Source organism: Methylobacterium sp. E-041, assembly GCF_022829665.1.
Taxonomy (GTDB): Bacteria; Pseudomonadota; Alphaproteobacteria; order Rhizobiales; family Beijerinckiaceae; genus Methylobacterium.
The window spans coordinates 108,222-125,935 of sequence record NZ_JAKSYQ010000228.1; the positions used below are offsets into that span (position 1 = coordinate 108,222).

Annotated in this window: 9 protein-coding genes and 1 pseudogene; 3 read left to right on the forward strand and 7 right to left on the reverse strand. The window is 69.8% G+C overall.

Annotated features, from left to right (window positions below):
- Positions 1–690 precede the first annotated feature (690 nt).
- The 5 genes from MKK70_RS21010 to MKK70_RS21030 are packed head-to-tail and all read right to left on the reverse strand — an operon-like array spanning position 691 to position 7,218.
- Positions 691–2,301: an ABC transporter ATP-binding protein gene (locus MKK70_RS21010; RefSeq protein ID WP_243949667.1), complete on the reverse strand. Its 1,611-nt coding sequence runs from the start codon at positions 2,299–2,301 to the stop codon at positions 691–693.
- A 2-nt stretch (positions 2,302–2,303) separates the two neighbouring features.
- Positions 2,304–3,725 carry a M20 family metallopeptidase gene (locus MKK70_RS21015; RefSeq protein WP_243949668.1) on the reverse strand — a complete coding sequence of 474 codons (1,422 nt, stop codon included), beginning with the start codon at positions 3,723–3,725 and terminating at the stop codon, positions 2,304–2,306.
- Positions 3,726–3,775: 50 nt separating this feature from the next.
- Positions 3,776–4,681, reverse strand: coding sequence for an ABC transporter permease (locus tag MKK70_RS21020; protein ID WP_409568305.1), 906 nt, complete (start codon positions 4,679–4,681; stop codon positions 3,776–3,778).
- A 44-nt stretch (positions 4,682–4,725) separates the two neighbouring features.
- Positions 4,726–5,640, reverse strand: a complete 915-nt coding sequence (locus MKK70_RS21025; RefSeq protein ID WP_243949671.1) for an ABC transporter permease — start codon at positions 5,638–5,640, stop codon at positions 4,726–4,728.
- Between the two features lie 51 nt (positions 5,641–5,691).
- Positions 5,692–7,218: an ABC transporter substrate-binding protein gene (locus MKK70_RS21030; RefSeq protein WP_409568310.1), complete on the reverse strand. Its 1,527-nt coding sequence runs from the start codon at positions 7,216–7,218 to the stop codon at positions 5,692–5,694.
- A 171-nt stretch (positions 7,219–7,389) separates the two neighbouring features.
- Between MKK70_RS21030 and MKK70_RS21035 the strand changes: the two genes are divergently transcribed.
- Positions 7,390–8,298: a LysR family transcriptional regulator gene (locus tag MKK70_RS21035; protein ID WP_243949675.1), complete on the forward strand. Its 909-nt coding sequence runs from the start codon at positions 7,390–7,392 to the stop codon at positions 8,296–8,298.
- A 30-nt stretch (positions 8,299–8,328) separates the two neighbouring features.
- Here MKK70_RS21035 and MKK70_RS21040 read toward each other — a convergent pair whose 3' ends face one another.
- Positions 8,329–9,339 carry a 1-aminocyclopropane-1-carboxylate deaminase gene (locus tag MKK70_RS21040; protein WP_243949676.1) on the reverse strand — a complete coding sequence of 337 codons (1,011 nt, stop codon included), beginning with the start codon at positions 9,337–9,339 and terminating at the stop codon, positions 8,329–8,331.
- Positions 9,340–9,682: 343 nt separating this feature from the next.
- Between MKK70_RS21040 and MKK70_RS21045 the strand changes: the two genes are divergently transcribed.
- Positions 9,683–10,954, forward strand: coding sequence for a D-serine ammonia-lyase (locus MKK70_RS21045; protein ID WP_243949677.1), 1,272 nt, complete (start codon positions 9,683–9,685; stop codon positions 10,952–10,954).
- A 226-nt stretch (positions 10,955–11,180) separates the two neighbouring features.
- Here MKK70_RS21045 and MKK70_RS21050 read toward each other — a convergent pair.
- A pseudogene (locus MKK70_RS21050) lies at positions 11,181–11,471 on the reverse strand (transposase); the annotation flags it as partial.
- 1,021 nt (positions 11,472–12,492) lie between these two features.
- Between MKK70_RS21050 and MKK70_RS21055 the strand changes: the two are divergent.
- Complete coding sequence (locus tag MKK70_RS21055; protein ID WP_243949678.1) at positions 12,493–17,601, forward strand: beta strand repeat-containing protein; 5,109 nt, start codon at positions 12,493–12,495, stop codon at positions 17,599–17,601.
- Positions 17,602–17,714 lie beyond the last annotated feature (113 nt).

Consider the following 17,714-nt stretch of genomic DNA (forward strand, 5'->3'; position numbering starts at 1 on the left):
TTGAATTGTAATTCTTGCCGTAAATTATAGATTAATTTCTCGCTCAAACTGCCTATTTGTCGCACATCCAGTATATTTTTTACAATCTAGAAACCGCCCGGAAACACCCGAAGTATGGTAAGGGCCCTTGTAGAATTTGCCCTTTCGAGCGTATAGGGCTCTTCCACCCCGTCCCTTGCATACTTCAAGTTGGCTGCGTTCCATCAGTCGACTTCTGCGCCCCTGAGACATCAGCGCCCCGGCGCCCTATCGAGAGCGCCAAGCCGACCGCCGCACGACAGCGTCTGCCGCCAACTCCCACCCGGAAGCGGAACGGCAGAAATCCATCCGACCCGGCCTAAAATCGCCGTCGATCAGGCTGCTACAAAGCGGACCTTCCGAGCGTCTGAGAAGGGTTGTAAGCGGGCGCGGTGGCGATGTCCGCTTCGGCCAGTTCCCGCCCGCGAGCGGACCGACTGGGAACCGCCCACTCCGGCCGTAGGACATCGTGCACCAAGCTGGCCGGAAGCGGACGTTACAGGGCGCTGCATAGGGTGGGCAGCCAACCTGAGTCCTTCGCTTCGAAGCGGAAGTTCCGCCTCCGACCCAGGCGTCGGGACCACTGCTAACGCCTCCCCGCGCAGCCGTCAGCCTGGCGTCCCGCAGCTTCGGCCGACCGAAGCTTCGATCGTCCCGCAGGCCGTCGTGCTATCAGGGCTGAATAGGCTGCAGGCCCGGCACCGCCGCGAGGAGCGAGCGGGTGTAGGCGTGATCCGGCTGCCGGAAGAGGTCGGCCGTGGGCCGCATCTCCACGATGGCACCGCGATGCATCACGGCGATGCGGTCGCAGATCTTGGCGGCGACGCGCAGGTCGTGGGTGATGAACAGCATTGCAAGGTTCAGGCGTTGCTTGAGGTCTTCCAGCAGGTCGAGCACCTGCGCCTGGACCGAGACGTCGAGGGCCGAGACCGCCTCGTCGGCCACGAGCACGTCGGGCTCCATGGCGAGCGCCCGGGCGATGCCGATGCGCTGGCGCTGGCCGCCGGAGAAGGCGTTCGGATAGCGCTCGGCCGCGCTCGCCGAGAGGCCGACGAGGTCGAGGAGCTCGCGAGCCCGGGCGCGGGCCTCCCGCCCGGGTGTGCCGTGCGCGATCGGGCCGGCGGTGATAATCTGCTCGACGGTGCGGCGTGGGTTCAGGGATGCGAACGGGTCCTGGAAGATCATCTGGATGCGCCGGCGCTCGTCACGCAGCGCGCGCGGCGCCAACGCCGTGTAGTCGAGGCTGCCGAGGCGCACCGTGCCCCGGTCCGGCTCGATCAGCCGGATCGCGAGGCGCGCGGTGGTGGACTTTCCGGAGCCGGATTCGCCGACGAGGCCGAGGGTCTCCCCGCGGCGGACGTCGAAGGCCACCTCCTTGACCGCCGCGACCACGCGCGGCTTGCCGAACAGGCCGGCGCGCGTGGCGTAGGTCTTGGTCAGCCCGATGGCCGAGAGGGCGAGCGGCTCGGCCTCGCGGGAGGCGCGCGCCGGCGGCACCAGGCTCGGCACCGCCGCGAGCAGGGCCTGGGTGTAGGGGTGCTGCGGATGCTGGAGGACGGTCTCGGCGCTGCCTTGCTCCACCAGTCGCCCGCGCTGGAGTACGGCGACATGGTCGGCGATGTCCGCCACCACGCCGAAATCGTGGGTGATGAACAGGACGCTCATGCCGCGCCGCCGCTGCAGGTCGCGGATCAGCTGGAGGATCTGGGCCTGGGTGGTGACGTCGAGCGCCGTGGTCGGCTCGTCGGCGACGAGGATCGAGGGCTCGAGGGCGAGCGCCATGGCGATCATCGCGCGCTGGCGCTGGCCGCCGGAGAGCTGGTGCGGGTAGGCGCGCACGATCTGCCCCGGATCGGGCAGGCCGACCTCGGTGGCGAGCGCGACGGCCCGGGCCCTGCGCTCGGCCGGCGTGAGGAGGCCGTGCGCCTCGAACATCTCGGCGATCTGGTCGCCGATGCGCATGACCGGGTTGAGGGCCGTCATCGGCTCCTGGAACACCATGGCGATGCGGCGACCGCGAAGGCTGCGCCAGCCGCGCTCGTCCAGGGTGAGCAGGTCTCGCCCCTCGAACAGGATCTCCCCGCCGACCGGCTTCAGCGCGCGGGGCAGGAGGCCGGTGAGCGCGTAGGCGCTCATCGACTTGCCCGAGCCCGACTCGCCGACGACGCAGAGGATCCTGCCCGGCATCAGGTCGAGGGAGAGGTCCTCGACCGCGTGGGGACGGTCCGAGCCCTTCGGCAGCGCCAGGGTGAGGTTCCGGATGCGGACGACGGGCTCGCTCATGCTCAGGCTCCCTTGAGGGCTTCACGCCGGGCGAGCACCGCCGGCCCGGTCTCGGCGAGGTCCCAGTACAGGCCCGCCATCAGCATCAGGGCCTCGCGCGAGGGCGGCCCGAGCAGGTGCTCGTCGGGGCCGTGCTGGAGGCAGGCCGGGTAGGAATGCGGCACCCACAGGGTCGGCAGGCCGAGGATCTCCGAAAAAGCGTCGTTGGGCAGCGAGCCGCCGAGGTTCGGCAGCAGGGCCGGCCGCTTGCCCGTGCTCTCGGCGATCGAGGCCAGCGCCCAGTCGACCCACGGGTCCTCGACGGGGAGCCGGGTGGCGCGGAACACCTCCGTGCGCGCGGCACGGACCTCGACCATCGGGTAGCCGTGGGCGTCGAGATGGGCGCGCAGGGCCGGCAGGATGCCTTCCCAGTCGGTGCCGACGACGAAGCGCAGCTGCAGCGTCGCCTTGGCGGTGGGCGGCACGGCGTTGAGCGGTCCGTCCGGGTCGCCGGTCTTGAAAGCCAGCACCTCGAGGGTGTTCCAGCCGAACACGCGCTCGGCCGCGGTCAGTCCCGGCTCGCCCCAATCAGCGTCGATCTTCGGCGCGGTCGGATCGGTGCCCACAGTGATGTCGGCCAACGCCGCCCGCACGTTGTCGGGGAGCGCCGGTGGCCGCAGGGCGTCGAGAAGGATCTTGCCGCGTCCGTCGACGAGGGTCGCGATGGCGTTGGCCAGCACCGTGCCGGGGTTGCGCAGCAGGCCGCCCCAGTTGCCGGAATGGTGGCTGCCCTCACGCAGGTCCAGCACCATCTCGAAGGTGTAACCGCCGCGCGAGCCCAGGAAGACCGTTGGCCGCTCGGCGCTGACGCGGGGCCCGTCCGAGGCGATGAGCACGTCGGCCTTGAGCGCCGCGGCCTCGGCGCGGCAGAGGTCGCGCAGGCCCGGCGAGCCGGCTTCCTCGCCCATCTCGATCAGCAGCTTGGTGTTGAAGCCGAGGCGCCCGTCGCGCGCCGCCATCACCGCCGCCAGCGCTCCGAGGTTGAGGATGTGCTGGCCCTTGTTGTCGGCGGTGCCGCGGCCGTACCAGCGCTCGCCCTCGATGGTCACGGTCCAGGGGTCGAGGCCGTCGCGCCACTGCTCGGGATAGCCCCGCACGGTGTCGCCGTGGCCGTAGATCAGCACCGTGGGCAGCGCGTCGCCCTCGTGGCGCTCGGCGATGAGGAACGGGCCGTGGACGCCGTCCGGGTTGTCGAGGATGCGGCTGGTGAAGCCGAGCGGCGCGATCCGCGGCACCAGGAAGTCGGCGAGGTAAGCTTTCAGCTTCGGCAGCTGCCCCGAGGTCTGGCTCTCGGTCGGGCGGGCGACGGCGTCCTGCAGCACGCTGAGGAAGCCGCCCTCGTCGTAGTGGCGCGCGGCGCGCGCGATCGCGTCGTGTCGGGACATGGGCTCACTCGATCTCGGTGCGGTGGGGTTTTTTGCGGGGCAAGGGGGGCTCAGCGCCGCCCCTCGGGGGCGGTGACGTCGCGGATGCCGTCGCCGAGCAGGTTGATCGCGAGGACGAGGATCAGGAGCGCGACGCCCGGGATGGTGATCACCCAGGGCTGGAAGAACATGTACGGCTTGCCCTCGGCGATCATCAGGCCCCAGGACGGCAGCGGCGGCTGCACGCCGAGGCCGAGGAAGGATAGGGCGGCCTCGAGCAGGATGGCGTGCGCCATCTCCAGGGTCGCCACCACGATGAGCGCGTTGAGGATGTTCGGCAGCACCTCCTGAAACAGAATGCGGGCCGGGGAGAAGCCCGTGGCGCGGGCCGCAGCGATGAAATCCTGGTCGCGGATCTGCCGGGTCGCCGCGCGGGTGACCACGGCGAAACGGTCCCAGAGCAGGAAGCCGAGCACCAGCACCACCACCTTCAGCGAGCCGCCGACGAGGGAGGCCATGGCGAGCGCCACCAGCACCACCGGCATGGCCAGCCGCGTGGTGACGACGTAGCTCACCATCGCGTCGACCCGGCCGCCGAAATAGCCGGCGCAGATGCCGAGCGTCGTGCCGATCAAGCCCGAGATGGCGGCCGCCGCGATCCCGATCAGCAGGGAGATCTGGCTGCCGTAGATCAGGCGGCTGAGGTAGTCGCGCCCGAGCTTGTCGGTGCCGAGCACGTGGTCCCACGTGCCCTTCGCCTGCCAGATCGGCGGGATCAGGCGCCGCGAGACGTCCTGGGCGTAGGGATCGTGGGGCGCGATCAGCGGGGCGGCGAGCGCGCAGAGCAGGATGGTCCCGAGGATGCCGGCACCGATGACAAAGCCGCCGTGGCGGAGACCGCGCCGAAGCGCCAGGGCGGTGGGCGAGCGGGCGGCGGGCAGCGCCGTCGGCCTTTCGGCCGGGAGGGCCGCCGGCATCTCGGGCAAACCGGCGCTGAGCGGGGAAGCGGATGGCTGGAGGGTCATTGGCGCAGCCGGGGATCGAGGAAGGCGTTCAGGAGGTCGGCGGCCAGCGTCAGGGCGATGTAGATCATCGCCAAAACCAGCACGATCGCCTGCACCACCGGGAAGTCGTTGCGGGCGATGGATTCCCAGGCGAGCTGGCCGAGCCCCTGGAGCGAGAACACCGCCTCGATCACGATCGAGCCGCCGAGCATAAAGCCGAACTGGACGGCGGCGAGCGCGATCACCGGGATCACGGCGTTGCGCAACGCATGCCGGATCAGGATCTTTCGCGGCGGCAAACCTTTGGCGCGGGCGGTCCTGACATAGTCCGAGGCCAGCACTTCGAGCATGCCGTTGCGGGTCAGCCGCATCACCGCCGGCATGGCGTAGTAACCGAGCGCGATCGCCGGTAGCACGAAGTGCTTCCAGGTCGTGTTGCCGGAGACCGGCAGCCAGCGCAGGTTCACCGAGAAGATCATGATCAGGGTCAGGCCGAACCAGAAGCTCGGCATGGCCTGGCCCAGCACCGAGACCGAGAGCGCGGCCCGGTCGATCCAGGTGTCGCGCCGGACCGCGGCGAGCACTCCGAGGGGGATGGCCACGAAGAGCGCCACGGCCAGGGCCACCACGCCGAGGAACAGGGTGATCGGCAGGCGGGCGGCGAGCAGGTCGATCACGCTCTCGCGGAAGTAGAACGAGTTGCCGAAATCGAGCCGGATCGCCCGGCCCGCCCACGCGGCGAACTGAGCCAGGAGGGGCTGGTCGAGCCCGTACTGGACCCGGATCGCCTCGACCTGGACGGAGGTCGCCTCCGGCCCCGCGATCGCGGTGGCCAGGTCCCCGGACAGGTGCAGCAGCATGAAGCTCGCCACCGACACCGTCACGGCGACCGCCAGGGCCACCAGACTTCGTTGGATCATGAATCGCAGCATGGTCCGGCTCCCTCGGTCGGTCGGCGGTCGGTCGGCTTCAGGCGCCGGCCGTCACTTCCATTGCGCCGCGTAGAAGCGCGGCAGCTCGTCGGGCTGCGCCGTGAAGGTCAGGTCCGACGTGAAGGCGTAGTTCGTCGAGTACGAGAACAGCGGCAGGGCGTAGGCCTGGCCGGCGATGCGCTTAAGCGCTTCGGCGTACTTGACCTTCCGCACCGCAGGGTCGGTCGCCCCGTCCCCGGCTTGGAGAGCCGCGATGGTCTCGGGGTCCTTGGTCAGATCCTCGTCGCCGCCGCGGAAGTAGACGCCCGTGAAGGCCGAGACGTCGAGGACCGAGAACGACCCCCAGGTCTGGAAGGCGATCGAGATCTTGCCGCCGCGGATGAGGTCGCGGAGCGCCGCGTAGCGCAGGTAGTTCAGCCGGGCGGTGATGCCGACGGCGCGCAGGTAGCCGATCACGGCCTCGGCGTAGTCGCGCTCGCGGTAGGCGCCGAGATCGATCTCGAAGCCGTTCGGGTAGCCCGCCTCCTTGAGGAGCGCCTTGGCCTTGGCCGGATCGTAGCTGTAACGCGGCACGCCCTCGTCGGTGCAGCCGAACTGGTCGATGAAGCAGGCCGCGTTCATCACCCGGCTCCCGCCGCGCACGAGGTTGTCCACCATGGCCTTGCGGTCGACGGCGTACGAGATCGCCTGCCGGACGCGGGGATCCTTCAGGGGCGAGTTCTCCTTGGCCCGGCCGAGAGTGTCGAACTGCAGAAAGCCGACCCGCATGGTTTCGGCGCTGAGGACCGAGACGTTGGGGGCGCCCTTCAGCTGGTCGGCCTGATCGCTCGGCACGCGCCAGATCCAGTCGATGCCGCCGGTGACGAGCTCGGCCATGCGGCTGTCGGCGTCGGGGATGACGCGGAACTCGAGCTTGCCGATCTTGGCCGCGCCGATCGGGCTGCCGGGCCAATACTTGGCGAAGCGCTCCATCTTGACGCCGCGCCCGTTCTCGACCGCGGTGATGCGGTAGGGGCCGGTGCCGACCGGCGCCTTGGCGAAGCCGTCGAGGCCGACGCGCCTGAAATAGGTCGCCGGGAAGATCGGGGTCGGCCCGGCGAGGTATTCGAGCGCCGCCGGGAAGGCCGCCTTCAAATGGATGCGGACCGTGTGGGCGTCGACGACCTCCGTCGACTTCATCCAGTCGACGTTCTGCTTCGTCACCGTGCGGGCTTCCGGCGTCAGCACGTAGTTGAAGGTGAAGGCCACGTCTTCCGGGCCGAAGGCGTCGCCGTTGTGGAAGGTCACGCCCTCACGCAGGGTCAGTTCCAGGGTGACGGGATCGACCCACCGCCAAGAGGTGGCCAGCATCGGCTGGTAGGTGCCGGTCTTCGGGTCGCGGTAGATCAGGGTGTCCCAGACGTTGCGGGCCAGGATGACGCCCTCGCGGGCGCTGTTGTGGTAGGGGCTGACGTTTTCCGGCTCGGTGTCGGAGGCGTAGACCAGGGTGTCGTTCGCCTTGCCGGCAAGGGCCGGGACACTGGCGGCCAGCATCAGCAGGGTGAGCGCGGCGCGTGCCGTGGAGCCGTGTCTCGCCATGATCCCGCTCGCCATGATGTCGGTCCTTTTCGCCCGTCCGCGCGGTCGGCCTAGTGCCAGCCGCATCGGTATGCCGCTTTTTTCGTCGTGCCATGGTGTTGTGCAATTGGCATCGCAACAAGTAGAATTTCGCGATTGCTGCCGTGCCGTTTCGGCAATCGACAGGTTTCCATGAACGTTTCGGGCCTCCGCTACGTCTTGGCCGTCGCCAGAACCGGGTCGATCGCCGCGGCGTCGACGCACTTGAACATCGCGGCGTCGGCGATCAGCCGGCAGATCTCCAACCTCGAGAGCGAACTCGGCTGCGTCCTCTTCGAGCGGCGCCCGCGCGGCATGGTGCTGAGCCCGGCCGGGGAGCTGCTGGCGGAACACGCGCGCCAGACCCTCCTGCGCGCCGAGCAGGTCGCGGCTGACATCCAGGAATTGCAGGGCCTCGCGCGCGGCTTCATCCGCGTCGCCACCTCGGAGGGCTTCGCCCTCGACCTGCTGCCCAACGCGATCGCGGAGTTCCACGCCGCCCATCCGGGCATCCGCTTCGAGGTGCAGATGCTGCCCCCCGCCCAGGTCACGCACGTCGTGGCGGCGGGCGACGCCGACATCGGCATCACCTTCGCGCTCGCCCCCTCGAGCCTGGTCGCGGTCGCCTACGACAACGCCGTCGAGATGGTGGCGCTCAGTGCCCCCGATCATCCCCTGGCGCGCCGACCCGCGATCCGGCTCGCGGACCTGAAGGCCTACCCGATCGCGGTGCCGACCCTCGACACTACCGCTCGCCGGGTCTTCGACGCGGCCTGCCTCGCGGAGGGCATCACCATCGAGCCGACGCTCACGGCCAACATCCTTTCCGCCCTGCTGCCCTTCGTCCGGCGGACGAAGGGGCTCGCGCTGATGTCGGCCCTCACGGTGCAGACGCCGGTGCGCCTCGGCGAGCTCGTCTGCATCCCGGTGCATGCGCGGATGAGCCTGATGCGGGGCATCCAGGTCCAGGTGATGCGCGACCGCAAGCTGCCGCACGCCGTCCAGGCCTTCCTGCGCCGGCTCGTCGCCGCGCTGCCGCCGACGGAGCCCGGCGGCGTCTGACATCGGTCGGCCGGTCCGGCGCAAGTCGGCTCAGCCGTTTCGGAAGGTGTAGCTGTAGCCGTTGAGCGCGGGGGCGCCGCCCAGATGGGCGTAGAGCACCTTCGCGCCCTTGGGGAAGAAGCCCTTCCGCACGAGGTCGATCATCCCCTGCATCGACTTCCCCTCGTAGACGGGGTCGGTGATCATGCCCTCCAGCCGGGCCGAGAGGCGGATCGCGTCCACCGTCTCCTTCGAGGGCACGCCGTAGACCGGGTAGGCGTAGTCCTCGTTGAGCACGATGTCGTCCTCGGCGATCGCCGGCGCGCCGACGAGGGCGGCGGTATTTTTTGCGATCTCCAGCACCTGGGCCTTGGTCTGGGCGGGCGTGCAGGACGCGTCGATGCCGATGACGTTGCGGGCGCGCCCGTCGGCGGCAAAGCCCACCACCATGCCGGCATGGGTCGAGCCGGTGACGGTGCAGACCACGATGTAGTCGAAACGCAGGCCCATCTCGGCCTCCTGGGCGCGGACCTCCTCGGCGAAGCCGACGTAGCCGAGCCCGCCGAACTTGTGCACCGAGGCGCCGGCGGGGATCGCGTAGGGCTTGCCGCCCTTGGCTTTCACGTCCTCCAGGGCCCTGGTCCAGCTCTCGCGGATGCCGATGTCGAAGCCGTCGTCGACGAGCTGCGTCTCGGCGCCCATGATGCGGGACAGCATGATGTTGCCGACCCGGTCGTAGACGGCATCCTCGTGCGGGACCCAGGCCTCCTGGATCAGCCGGCACTTCATGCCGATCTTGGCGGCGACCGCCGCGACCATGCGGGTGTGGTTCGACTGCACACCGCCGATCGAGACCAGGGTGTCGGCCCCGCTCGCGATGGCGTCGGGCACGATGTACTCGAGCTTGCGCAGCTTGTTGCCGCCGTAGGCGAGGCCCGAATTGCAATCCTCGCGCTTGGCGTAGATCAGCACGTCGCCGCCGAGATGGGCCGTTAGCCGCGGCAGGTGCTCGATCGGGCTCGGGCCGAAGGTCAGGGGATAACGCTCGAACTTCGACAGCATAGGCGACGTCCTTTGTTGGTCAGCCCGAGAAAGCTAGCAAAGTCGGTGCGGAAGGTGCTCTCGAAATGCGCCGTTGTTTCCTATTGCAATGAGACGACCGGCGGTCTTAGCCGAAAGATCGTTGCGCCATCACCCATTGGAATGGAAGGATCGTTCATAAGCGCTCGGCGAGGGCGAACGAGCCGTGAGCTTCGCCGACGGCTTTATGATGGGCGGCCGCATGTGCGATGCCGTCCGGGCCCGGTGGACGAGGCCAGCCGCCCGGCCGCCAATTCGTCCCCGGCCGGCTCGGCACGCCGGCCCGGGCGATCCGAGCCGATTTCCGTCACAGGACACCGCCCGTATGAGCGCCGCCTGCACGCCCCCGCTCGATCTCCCCGATGCCGTGCGGGATGCCAAACCCACGGTCTGGCGCAACCCGCGCCTGGGCCGAGCCGCCGAGATCCTGCCGGGCCTGGCCTTCGGCCTCGCGGACGTCGCGGCGGCCGAGGCGCGCTGGCGCCGCTTCGATCCGCTCCTCGCCCGGCTGTTTCCCGAGCTCGCGACCGGTCGGATCGATTCGGCTCTCCTGCCGCTCTCCGCCGACTTGGCCGCCCTGGTGTCGGGACGCCCGGGGGCCTCGGCTTGGGTGAAGGCCGACCACGACCTCCCGATCACCGGCTGCATCAAGGCGCGGGGCGGCGTCTACGAGGTGCTGGTCGAGGCCGAGCGGCTCGGCCTCGCGGCGGGCTGGCTGTCGGGCGCGCCCTCCTATGCCCGCCTTGCCGACCCGGATGTCCGGGCGGCCTTCGGCGCCCATACGATCGCGGTGGGAAGCACCGGCAACCTCGGGTTCAGCGTCGGGGTGATCGCCCGCGCCCTCGGCTTCCAGGTCGAGGTGCACATGTCCCACGACGCCAAGGCGTGGAAGAAGCGCCGCCTGCGGGACCTCGGCGCCCGGGTGGTGGAGCATGCGGGCGATTACGGCAGCGCCGTCGCCGCCGCGCGGGTCGCCTTCGAGGGCCGCGCCGACGCGCACTTCGTCGACGACGAGAGCTCGGTCGACCTGTTCCTCGGCTACGCGGCGGCGGCCTTCGACCTGCAACGCCAGCTCGAGGCGGCGGGCGTGAGCGTGGACGCGGCCCATCCCCTGTGCGTCTACCTCCCCTGCGGCGTCGGCGGCGCCCCGGGCTGCGTCACCCTCGGCCTGAAGCTGCTCTACGGCGACGCCGTGCGCTGCGTCTTCGTCGAGCCCGTCGCCGCGCCCTGCATGCTCGTGCAACTCGCCGCAGGCTCGGCGCGGTCGGTGAGCGTCTACGAGATCGGCCTCGACAACCGGACCGCGGCGGACGGCCTGGCCGTGGCCGCCGCCTCGATGCTGGTGGCCGGCACCGTCGTCGCCCTCGTCGAGGCCGTGGTGACGGTGAGCGACGCCGACCTGTTCGCCTGGCTGCGCGATCTCTGGGACCGGGCGGCCTTGCGCCTCGAGCCGTCGGCGGCGGCGGCCTTCGCGGCGGTGGGGCCAGCCTGCGGCGTCCTGCCGGACGTCGCCCACGCGACGCACGTCGTCTGGACCACCGGCGGGGCGCTGCTGCCGGAGGCCGAGTTCCAGGCCGCCCTCGCGCAAGCGGCCTGAAATCTAGCCGCGGAGGCTGAGTGCTCAATCCGATGAAGGCCTGTCGTTCAATAGGCTGCGGCGCCGGCGCCATACGGCAGACGTCATAACGTACCGGGACCGCCGTTCGTCCGCTTTCGTGAGAATATCGCCAACCGTGGTCCGACCGCCTCCACCGAGGCAGTGTGGGAACGCGGTGTGCTGTGTTGGATTGGGGCGGCGATGGCGCACGGTGCGCCGCGTGCCCTCACGCCCGCAAGGCGGTGAGCAGCGGTCCGGTGCCGAGGATCGCCATCACCCGCTTCAGATCGTGGGCCAAGACCTGCAGGCTCATCTCGGTTGAGGCGTTCTTCAGCCTGTGCATCCGGAAGTGGGTCGCCCCCATCCAGCCTTTCAGCGTCCCGAACACGTGCTCGACCGTCTGCCGACGCGTGCGCATCGCGTGACGATCCTCGTCGAGCCGGTGCTGCACGGCTTCCAGGACCGCCTCGTCCCCCCAGCACGTCACCCGTCATTCTTTGGCCGGCGTGCTCCTCGCGCTACGGTGAAGAAGCCCGATAGTGCACCTAGGCGCAGCCTCCGCCGTTAACCGCGCGACGGTGTTGAGGTCGCCGCGAGGCGTTCCGTCGGGCACCGCACGTCGGTCGGTCCGTCGGCCCTTCGCAGCCGACGATGAATCAGAGATCCGCGCGGGGCGCACAGCATCACCGTCGGTGGGTATTCCTATCCGTGATGCAATCTGAGGGTATCAAGGACTCTGGTCCCCGACGACTCGTTCCGCGTTCACTGGCCGGCAGCTTCGTGGGTCCGTTCGAGTGGCACTGGCTCGTCGGCGGCGACGGGCCGAGGAAGGTTCAGGAAGCGGTCACCATCGACACGTTGTCCAGCGCTACATCGTTGTCATAAAATGATTCTTTCGACGGCGAGAGCGCTGTCGGCAGCGTGTGATCGTCCGGGCCGCGGCAGCTCAGCGTCGATGCATTCAACGTCCACACACCGCCAACGCCGACCTCGGCCGCGTTACAAATGCGGGGGCGTGTTGATATATTTCCTAGGTTGGTCATTGCCGAGGCCGCATATGGCTAATAGTTCTTAACACGCATGAAAAAAAGCAGCTCCAAAAGCTGCTCTCGATGCAGCGTGACCATGTCCCCCTGCGTCGGGTTCGTCTGGGAGGCGGGCCGATCGATGTCGAGACCAATGAAATACATCCTGTGCAACCAGGAGATGTTGCCCCTGGCCGAGACTGTCGACCGGGCGACGCGTCGCGTTGCGGATGGTGCACGCCTCTCGTGGGACGCGCCGCCGCATCCGGCCCGCTGCGATCGGCCATCCGTGCGACCGAGGATCTTCCTCCTCTCACGCCACCTAGCCTGATCTCTTTCGCGAAAAAATCGTCCGCGCCGATGCATCGCGCGTCGTTCGAAGGCTGAAGCGGTCAGCGCGGCGCGCGTTGCTGGCGCGCCTCGCTGCAAGCGTCGCCGCGTTCGCGGCGGATGCCCTCACGGCACCTGCCTCGAGACAATCAACAACGACGATCAGACCGGGGAGAGAGCATCATGGCCGTCTATGGCAGCCTCAAGGGGCACACGTTCTTCGACACGAACGGCAACGGCACGCAGGAATACGGTGAGGGCAACCTGTTCGGCGGGTTCCCGGTCGGCCTGTACAGCGCGGACGGCAAGACCCTGATCGCGACGACCTTGACCGACGCCAACGGCAACTACGATTTGGGCCAGCGCCCCGACGGCACCTACGCGATCCGATTCGGCAGCGGCGGCGGCTTCCGCGGCGACCAGGCCACGATGACCGCGGACGGCGCCAGCTGGATCACCAACGTCACCGTCGGCCGCGGCGCCACCACCACGGTCGATCAGGGCTTCTACGTCGGCGCCGGCGGCACGATCGGCGGCACGGTCGGGACCGACCTCGATGGCGACGGGCAGGTGACGGCAGGCGAGGGCCAGGGCGGCGCCATCGTCCGCGCCTTCGACGGCGTCGGGAACCTCGTCGGAAGCACGAGCACCGACGCCGACGGCCATTACGGCTTCTCGGGGCTCGCCGGCGCCTACACCGTGCAGGTGGTCAACCCGCTGGGTCAGACCGTTGTCGGAAGCGCCTACAAGGCGGTCGCGACCTCGGTCGCCTCGGGGTCCGACGGCAACAGCTTCGTCCTGGCGGCCGCGCCGACGCTCGCGCCGTCCGCCGGCAGCGGCAGCGTCGGCGGCCACACCTTCTTCGACACGGATGCCGACGGCAGCCAGCAAGCCGGCGAGTACAGCCTCGGCGCCGGCTTCCCGATCGACCTCTACAATGCGGCCGGAACGGTCCTCTACGGCAGCACCGCCACCGAAGCGAACGGCAACTTCATCTTCGCCAACCTCGCCGACGGACCCTACGCGCTGCGGTTCCACACCAGTGGCGGCTTCCACGGCGACCAGGGCATCACCACCGCCGACGGCTTCAACTGGCAGGCCGTCTCCGTCGATCACGGCGCGCCGACCCTCGTGAGCCAGGGGTTCAACCTGGCCCCCGCCGGCAGCATCAACGGCATCGTCTACGCGGATTCCAACGGCAACGGACGGATCGACACCAGCGACGGCGGAAAGACCGGCGCCGTCGTCACGCTGTACGACCCGAGCGGGCACGCGATCCAGTCCACGACGACGGGCCCGAACGGCGCCTGGGCCTTTCTCGGCCTGGGCGGCGGGCAATACACGGTCGCGTTCGATCCCGGTCTCGGGAACGCCGTCGTCGACGCGCCCGCGAGCGTCTCGCGGACGGTCGTGAACGGCACCGCCGTCAACTACGAGCACACCCTCGTCACCGGAGCTGCGAAGGTCGCGGCCAGCCTGTCGGGCACCGTGTTCGCCGACGCCAACGGCAACGGGCGCTTCGATGCCGGCGAGGCCGGCGTCGCCGGCGCGCACGTCGCGGTGATGGACGGCGGCGGCTACGTCGTCGCGACCCTGACCGCCGATCCGAACGGCCACTACACCCTGCCGGACCCCTATGCCGGGCAGAACTACCGCGTCGTCGTCAGCCCGCCCGCCGGCTTCGCCAGCGAGGACGCCCGCGGCGTCTCGGGCCTGGCGCTCGTCCCGGGCCAGGCTCTGGACCATGTCGACCTCGCCGTCGTCGCGGCCATCCCGCCGGCCACCGTGGTTCCGCCCACGGTCAGCAAGGTCATCAACGTCGTCGTGCGCGGCCAGTCCAACACCTACTACCCCACGGTCGAGGGGCAGATTGAGGTGATGCGCCAGGAGATCCAGAAGCTGCTCGGCTTCGACGGCATCAACCAGCGCGTGAACGTCGTCGCGTCGAGCAACGATCCGAACAAAGCCGACACCGAGATCGGCGGCACCTCGCTGACGGCCGACTGGCTCCATCCCAACGGAACCGACTGGTCCTCGACCTATCTCGAGCGCGGCTATCTCAGCGCGATCAACCAGTTGCCGGCCACCGACCGCGGCGCGCCGACCGCGATCGTGATGCTCCACAACGAGTGGGACAGCAACTTCACCACCGGGCTTACGGCCGACCGCTGGATGAGCGCCATGCGCTACGAGGCCGGCCTCGCCCGCGCCGTCCTCGGGCTGAGCGCCAACGACGCGCCCTACCTGTTCGTCTCGCCGATCCCCTTCGCCGCCGGCGCGCCGCAGCAGCCCCTGCAGAATCAGGCGATCGCGGTCGGGCAGGCCGAGCTCAGCGCCGACGCGGCGTTCAACGCGAAGGTGGTCACGCTGCAGAGCAGCGACGTGACCATGGATCACGACGGCGCCAACGGCGGGTTCCACCTCAATACGCAGGACCAGCAGGCGCTCTACGGCCGCGCCGCCCTCGGCCTAGCCCAGCAGTTCGCGGCATCGGCGATGCCGGGCTCGCCGTTCAGCCTGGCCAACGGCAACATCGACAATCTCGGGCCGCAGGTCACCCAGGTCTCGGCGGTGGCCGGGCACGCCAACCAGCTCCTCGTCACCCTGGCCTTCGATCAGGCCGCGAGCCTGCAGGGACTCGACGGCGTGGCCGCCTCGGGCACCGGTTGGTCCGTTCGCGCGGGCTACGACGACGCGACCGCGGAGGCCAACGGCACCGCCGCCCAGATCGTCGACGCCAACCACGTGCTGCTGACCTTCGACACCGCGGTGCCGGCCGGCGAGCGGCTGTTCTACAGCTGGGGCAGCTTGCGCCTGCAGCAGAACAACGGCCCGGGCAACGGCAACGCGATCTACGACAACAACGGGCTGCCGCTCTCCGTCGATCCGCACGGCCTGCCGATCGGCTACGTCGCCGCCGGGGGCCCGGCGATCACCGGCACGGTCGCCAACCAGACCACCGCGCAGGCCGCGATGAGCCCGTTCGCGACGACGACCCTCGCCGACCCGAATCTCGGCGCGACCGATACCCTGCGGATCACCGTCACGGGGGCCGGCGGCACGCTGTCCGGCGCCGGGCTCGCCGCCACCAACGACGGCGCCTACATCCTGTCCGGCTCGGCCGCGACCATCACCGCGGCCCTGCACGCGCTCACCTTCGCGCCCACGATCGGCCAGCCCGGCACGACGACCTTCACCCTGCAGGCGATCTCGAACGCCTACCCGACCGCCGCCACCGACAGCACAACCTCGGTGGTGATCAAGGCCCCCGGGATCACCACGGCGCTGGCACAGGACACCGGCACGTCGGCGATCGACGGCATCACGGCGAACGCCACGGTCAGCGGCGTCACCAATGCGGGCGCGACGGTGACGCTGGTCGACGAAGCCGGCCGCACGGTCGGCCGCGCGACCGCCGATGCGACCGGGCAATACACCATCGCCCCGGCCGGGCTCGTCGACGGCGTCCACACGTTGACGGCGACGGAAACCTATCTCGGCGTCGCCGCGGGCTCCGCACGTGTCGGCCTCGTCCTGGACCGTGCCGCGCCGGGCACGCCCGGGCTCGCGCTCGCCCACGACACCGGCGCATCGGCGAGCGACCGGATCACCTCGGACGCATCGCTCACCGTGAAGGCGGCGGAGACCGGCGGCAAGCTGGGCTACGTCGTCGACGGCAGCGCGGTCGGGGCCTACGACCCGAGCACGCTGAAGGACGGCGCCCATACGGTCTCGGTGACCCAGTCGGACGCCGCCGGAAACGTCTCCGCCGCCCGCACGGTCGGCTTCACCCTCGACCACACCGCGCCGGTTGCGCCGACGATCGCGCTCGCCCACGATACCGGCTTCTCCTCGACCGATCGGATCACCGCCGACGCGACCCTCAAGGTCACGCCGGCCGAGGCCGGCGGCAAGCTGAGCTATGTCGTCGACGGCAGCGCGGTCGCCGCCTACAACCCGAGCACGCTCAAGGACGGCGCCCACACCGTCTCCGTCGTGCAGACCGATGCCGCCGGCAACGCTTCCGTCGCCGGGTCCCTCGGCTTCGTGCTGGATCACGTCGCTCCGACCCTGAAGGCCGACACCGCCTCCGGCACCTTCGCGGCGGCGCTCGCCGGCAACGTGCTGGCCAACGACACCGGTGCCGCCAGGCTCCACCTGGTGGCGGTGCAGTTCGGCAACGGGCCGTCCCACGTCGTCCCGGCCTCGGGCACGGTCCAGGCCTACGACCCGAGCGGCACGCTCACCGTCTCGGCCGACGGCAGCTACAGCTACCAGCCGACGAAGGTCGGGCACGCGGTGTACACCGAGACGGTGGCGGATGCGGCCGGCAACACCAGCCAGACCACGCTGACGCTGAACGTCGCCAAGGCGGCGATCCCGTCGTCGCTGAGCTTCGGATTCGCGCTGACCGAGGCGCATTTCGACTTCCGCGACGGTCACGACCTGATGACGGCGCCGAACGGCACCGTCACCGACCTCACCGGCGTCGCCACCATCGCCTTCACCGACGGGACCGTGCGGGAGAAGGACGGGTCGCCCCTGGTCGACGACCTGTACTACGACGCGCACAACCTCGACGTCTGGCGCGCCCACATCGATCCGGACACGCACTACGCGCAGTACGGATGGCACGAGGGCCGCGACCCGAACGCCTCCTTCTCGACCAACGCCTACCTCGCGGCCAATCCGAAGCTCGGTCCCGCCGGCGTGAACCCGCTGACGCATTACGACGTGCCCGGGTGGCTGGACGGTCGCAGCCCCGGCGCCGACTTCTCGGCCGAGGCCTACCTAGCCGCGAACCCGGACGTGGCCGCCGCGAAGATCGATCCGCTCAAGCACTACCTCGCGACCGGACAGGCGGAGGGCCGCGCCGCGTTCCCCGGGCTGACCATCGCCAACGGCACGGGCGACCATCTCTACGGCGACTTCGACGCGACCTACTATCTCGCCCACAACCTCGACGTGGCGGCCGCCGCACGGTCGCAGAGCGGGTCGGCGGATTCGTTCGCCTTCACGCACTACCTCACCACCGGCGCGCATGAGGGCCGCGACCCGAACGCCTACTTCTCGACCGACGACTACCTCGCCGCCAACCCCGACGTCGCCGCCTCCGGGACCAATCCGCTGCTGCACTACGAGCAGACCGGCTGGTTCGCGGGACGCGACCCGAGCACGGCCTTCCACACCGACGCCTACCTCGCCGCGAACCCGGACGTGGCGGCTCTCGGCATGGATCCGCTCCACCACTACCTGCAGTTCGGCATGGCGGAAGGGCGCCATCTCGCCTGAAGCGCGCCGCGCCGGTGCGCCGCCTCGGCGGGACGCACCGGCGCTCTCAGGCCGGCGAAGGATCCGGCTCGGCGCGGGAGCGTGCACCGGGGCCAGGGTGCGCTCCGTCAGCC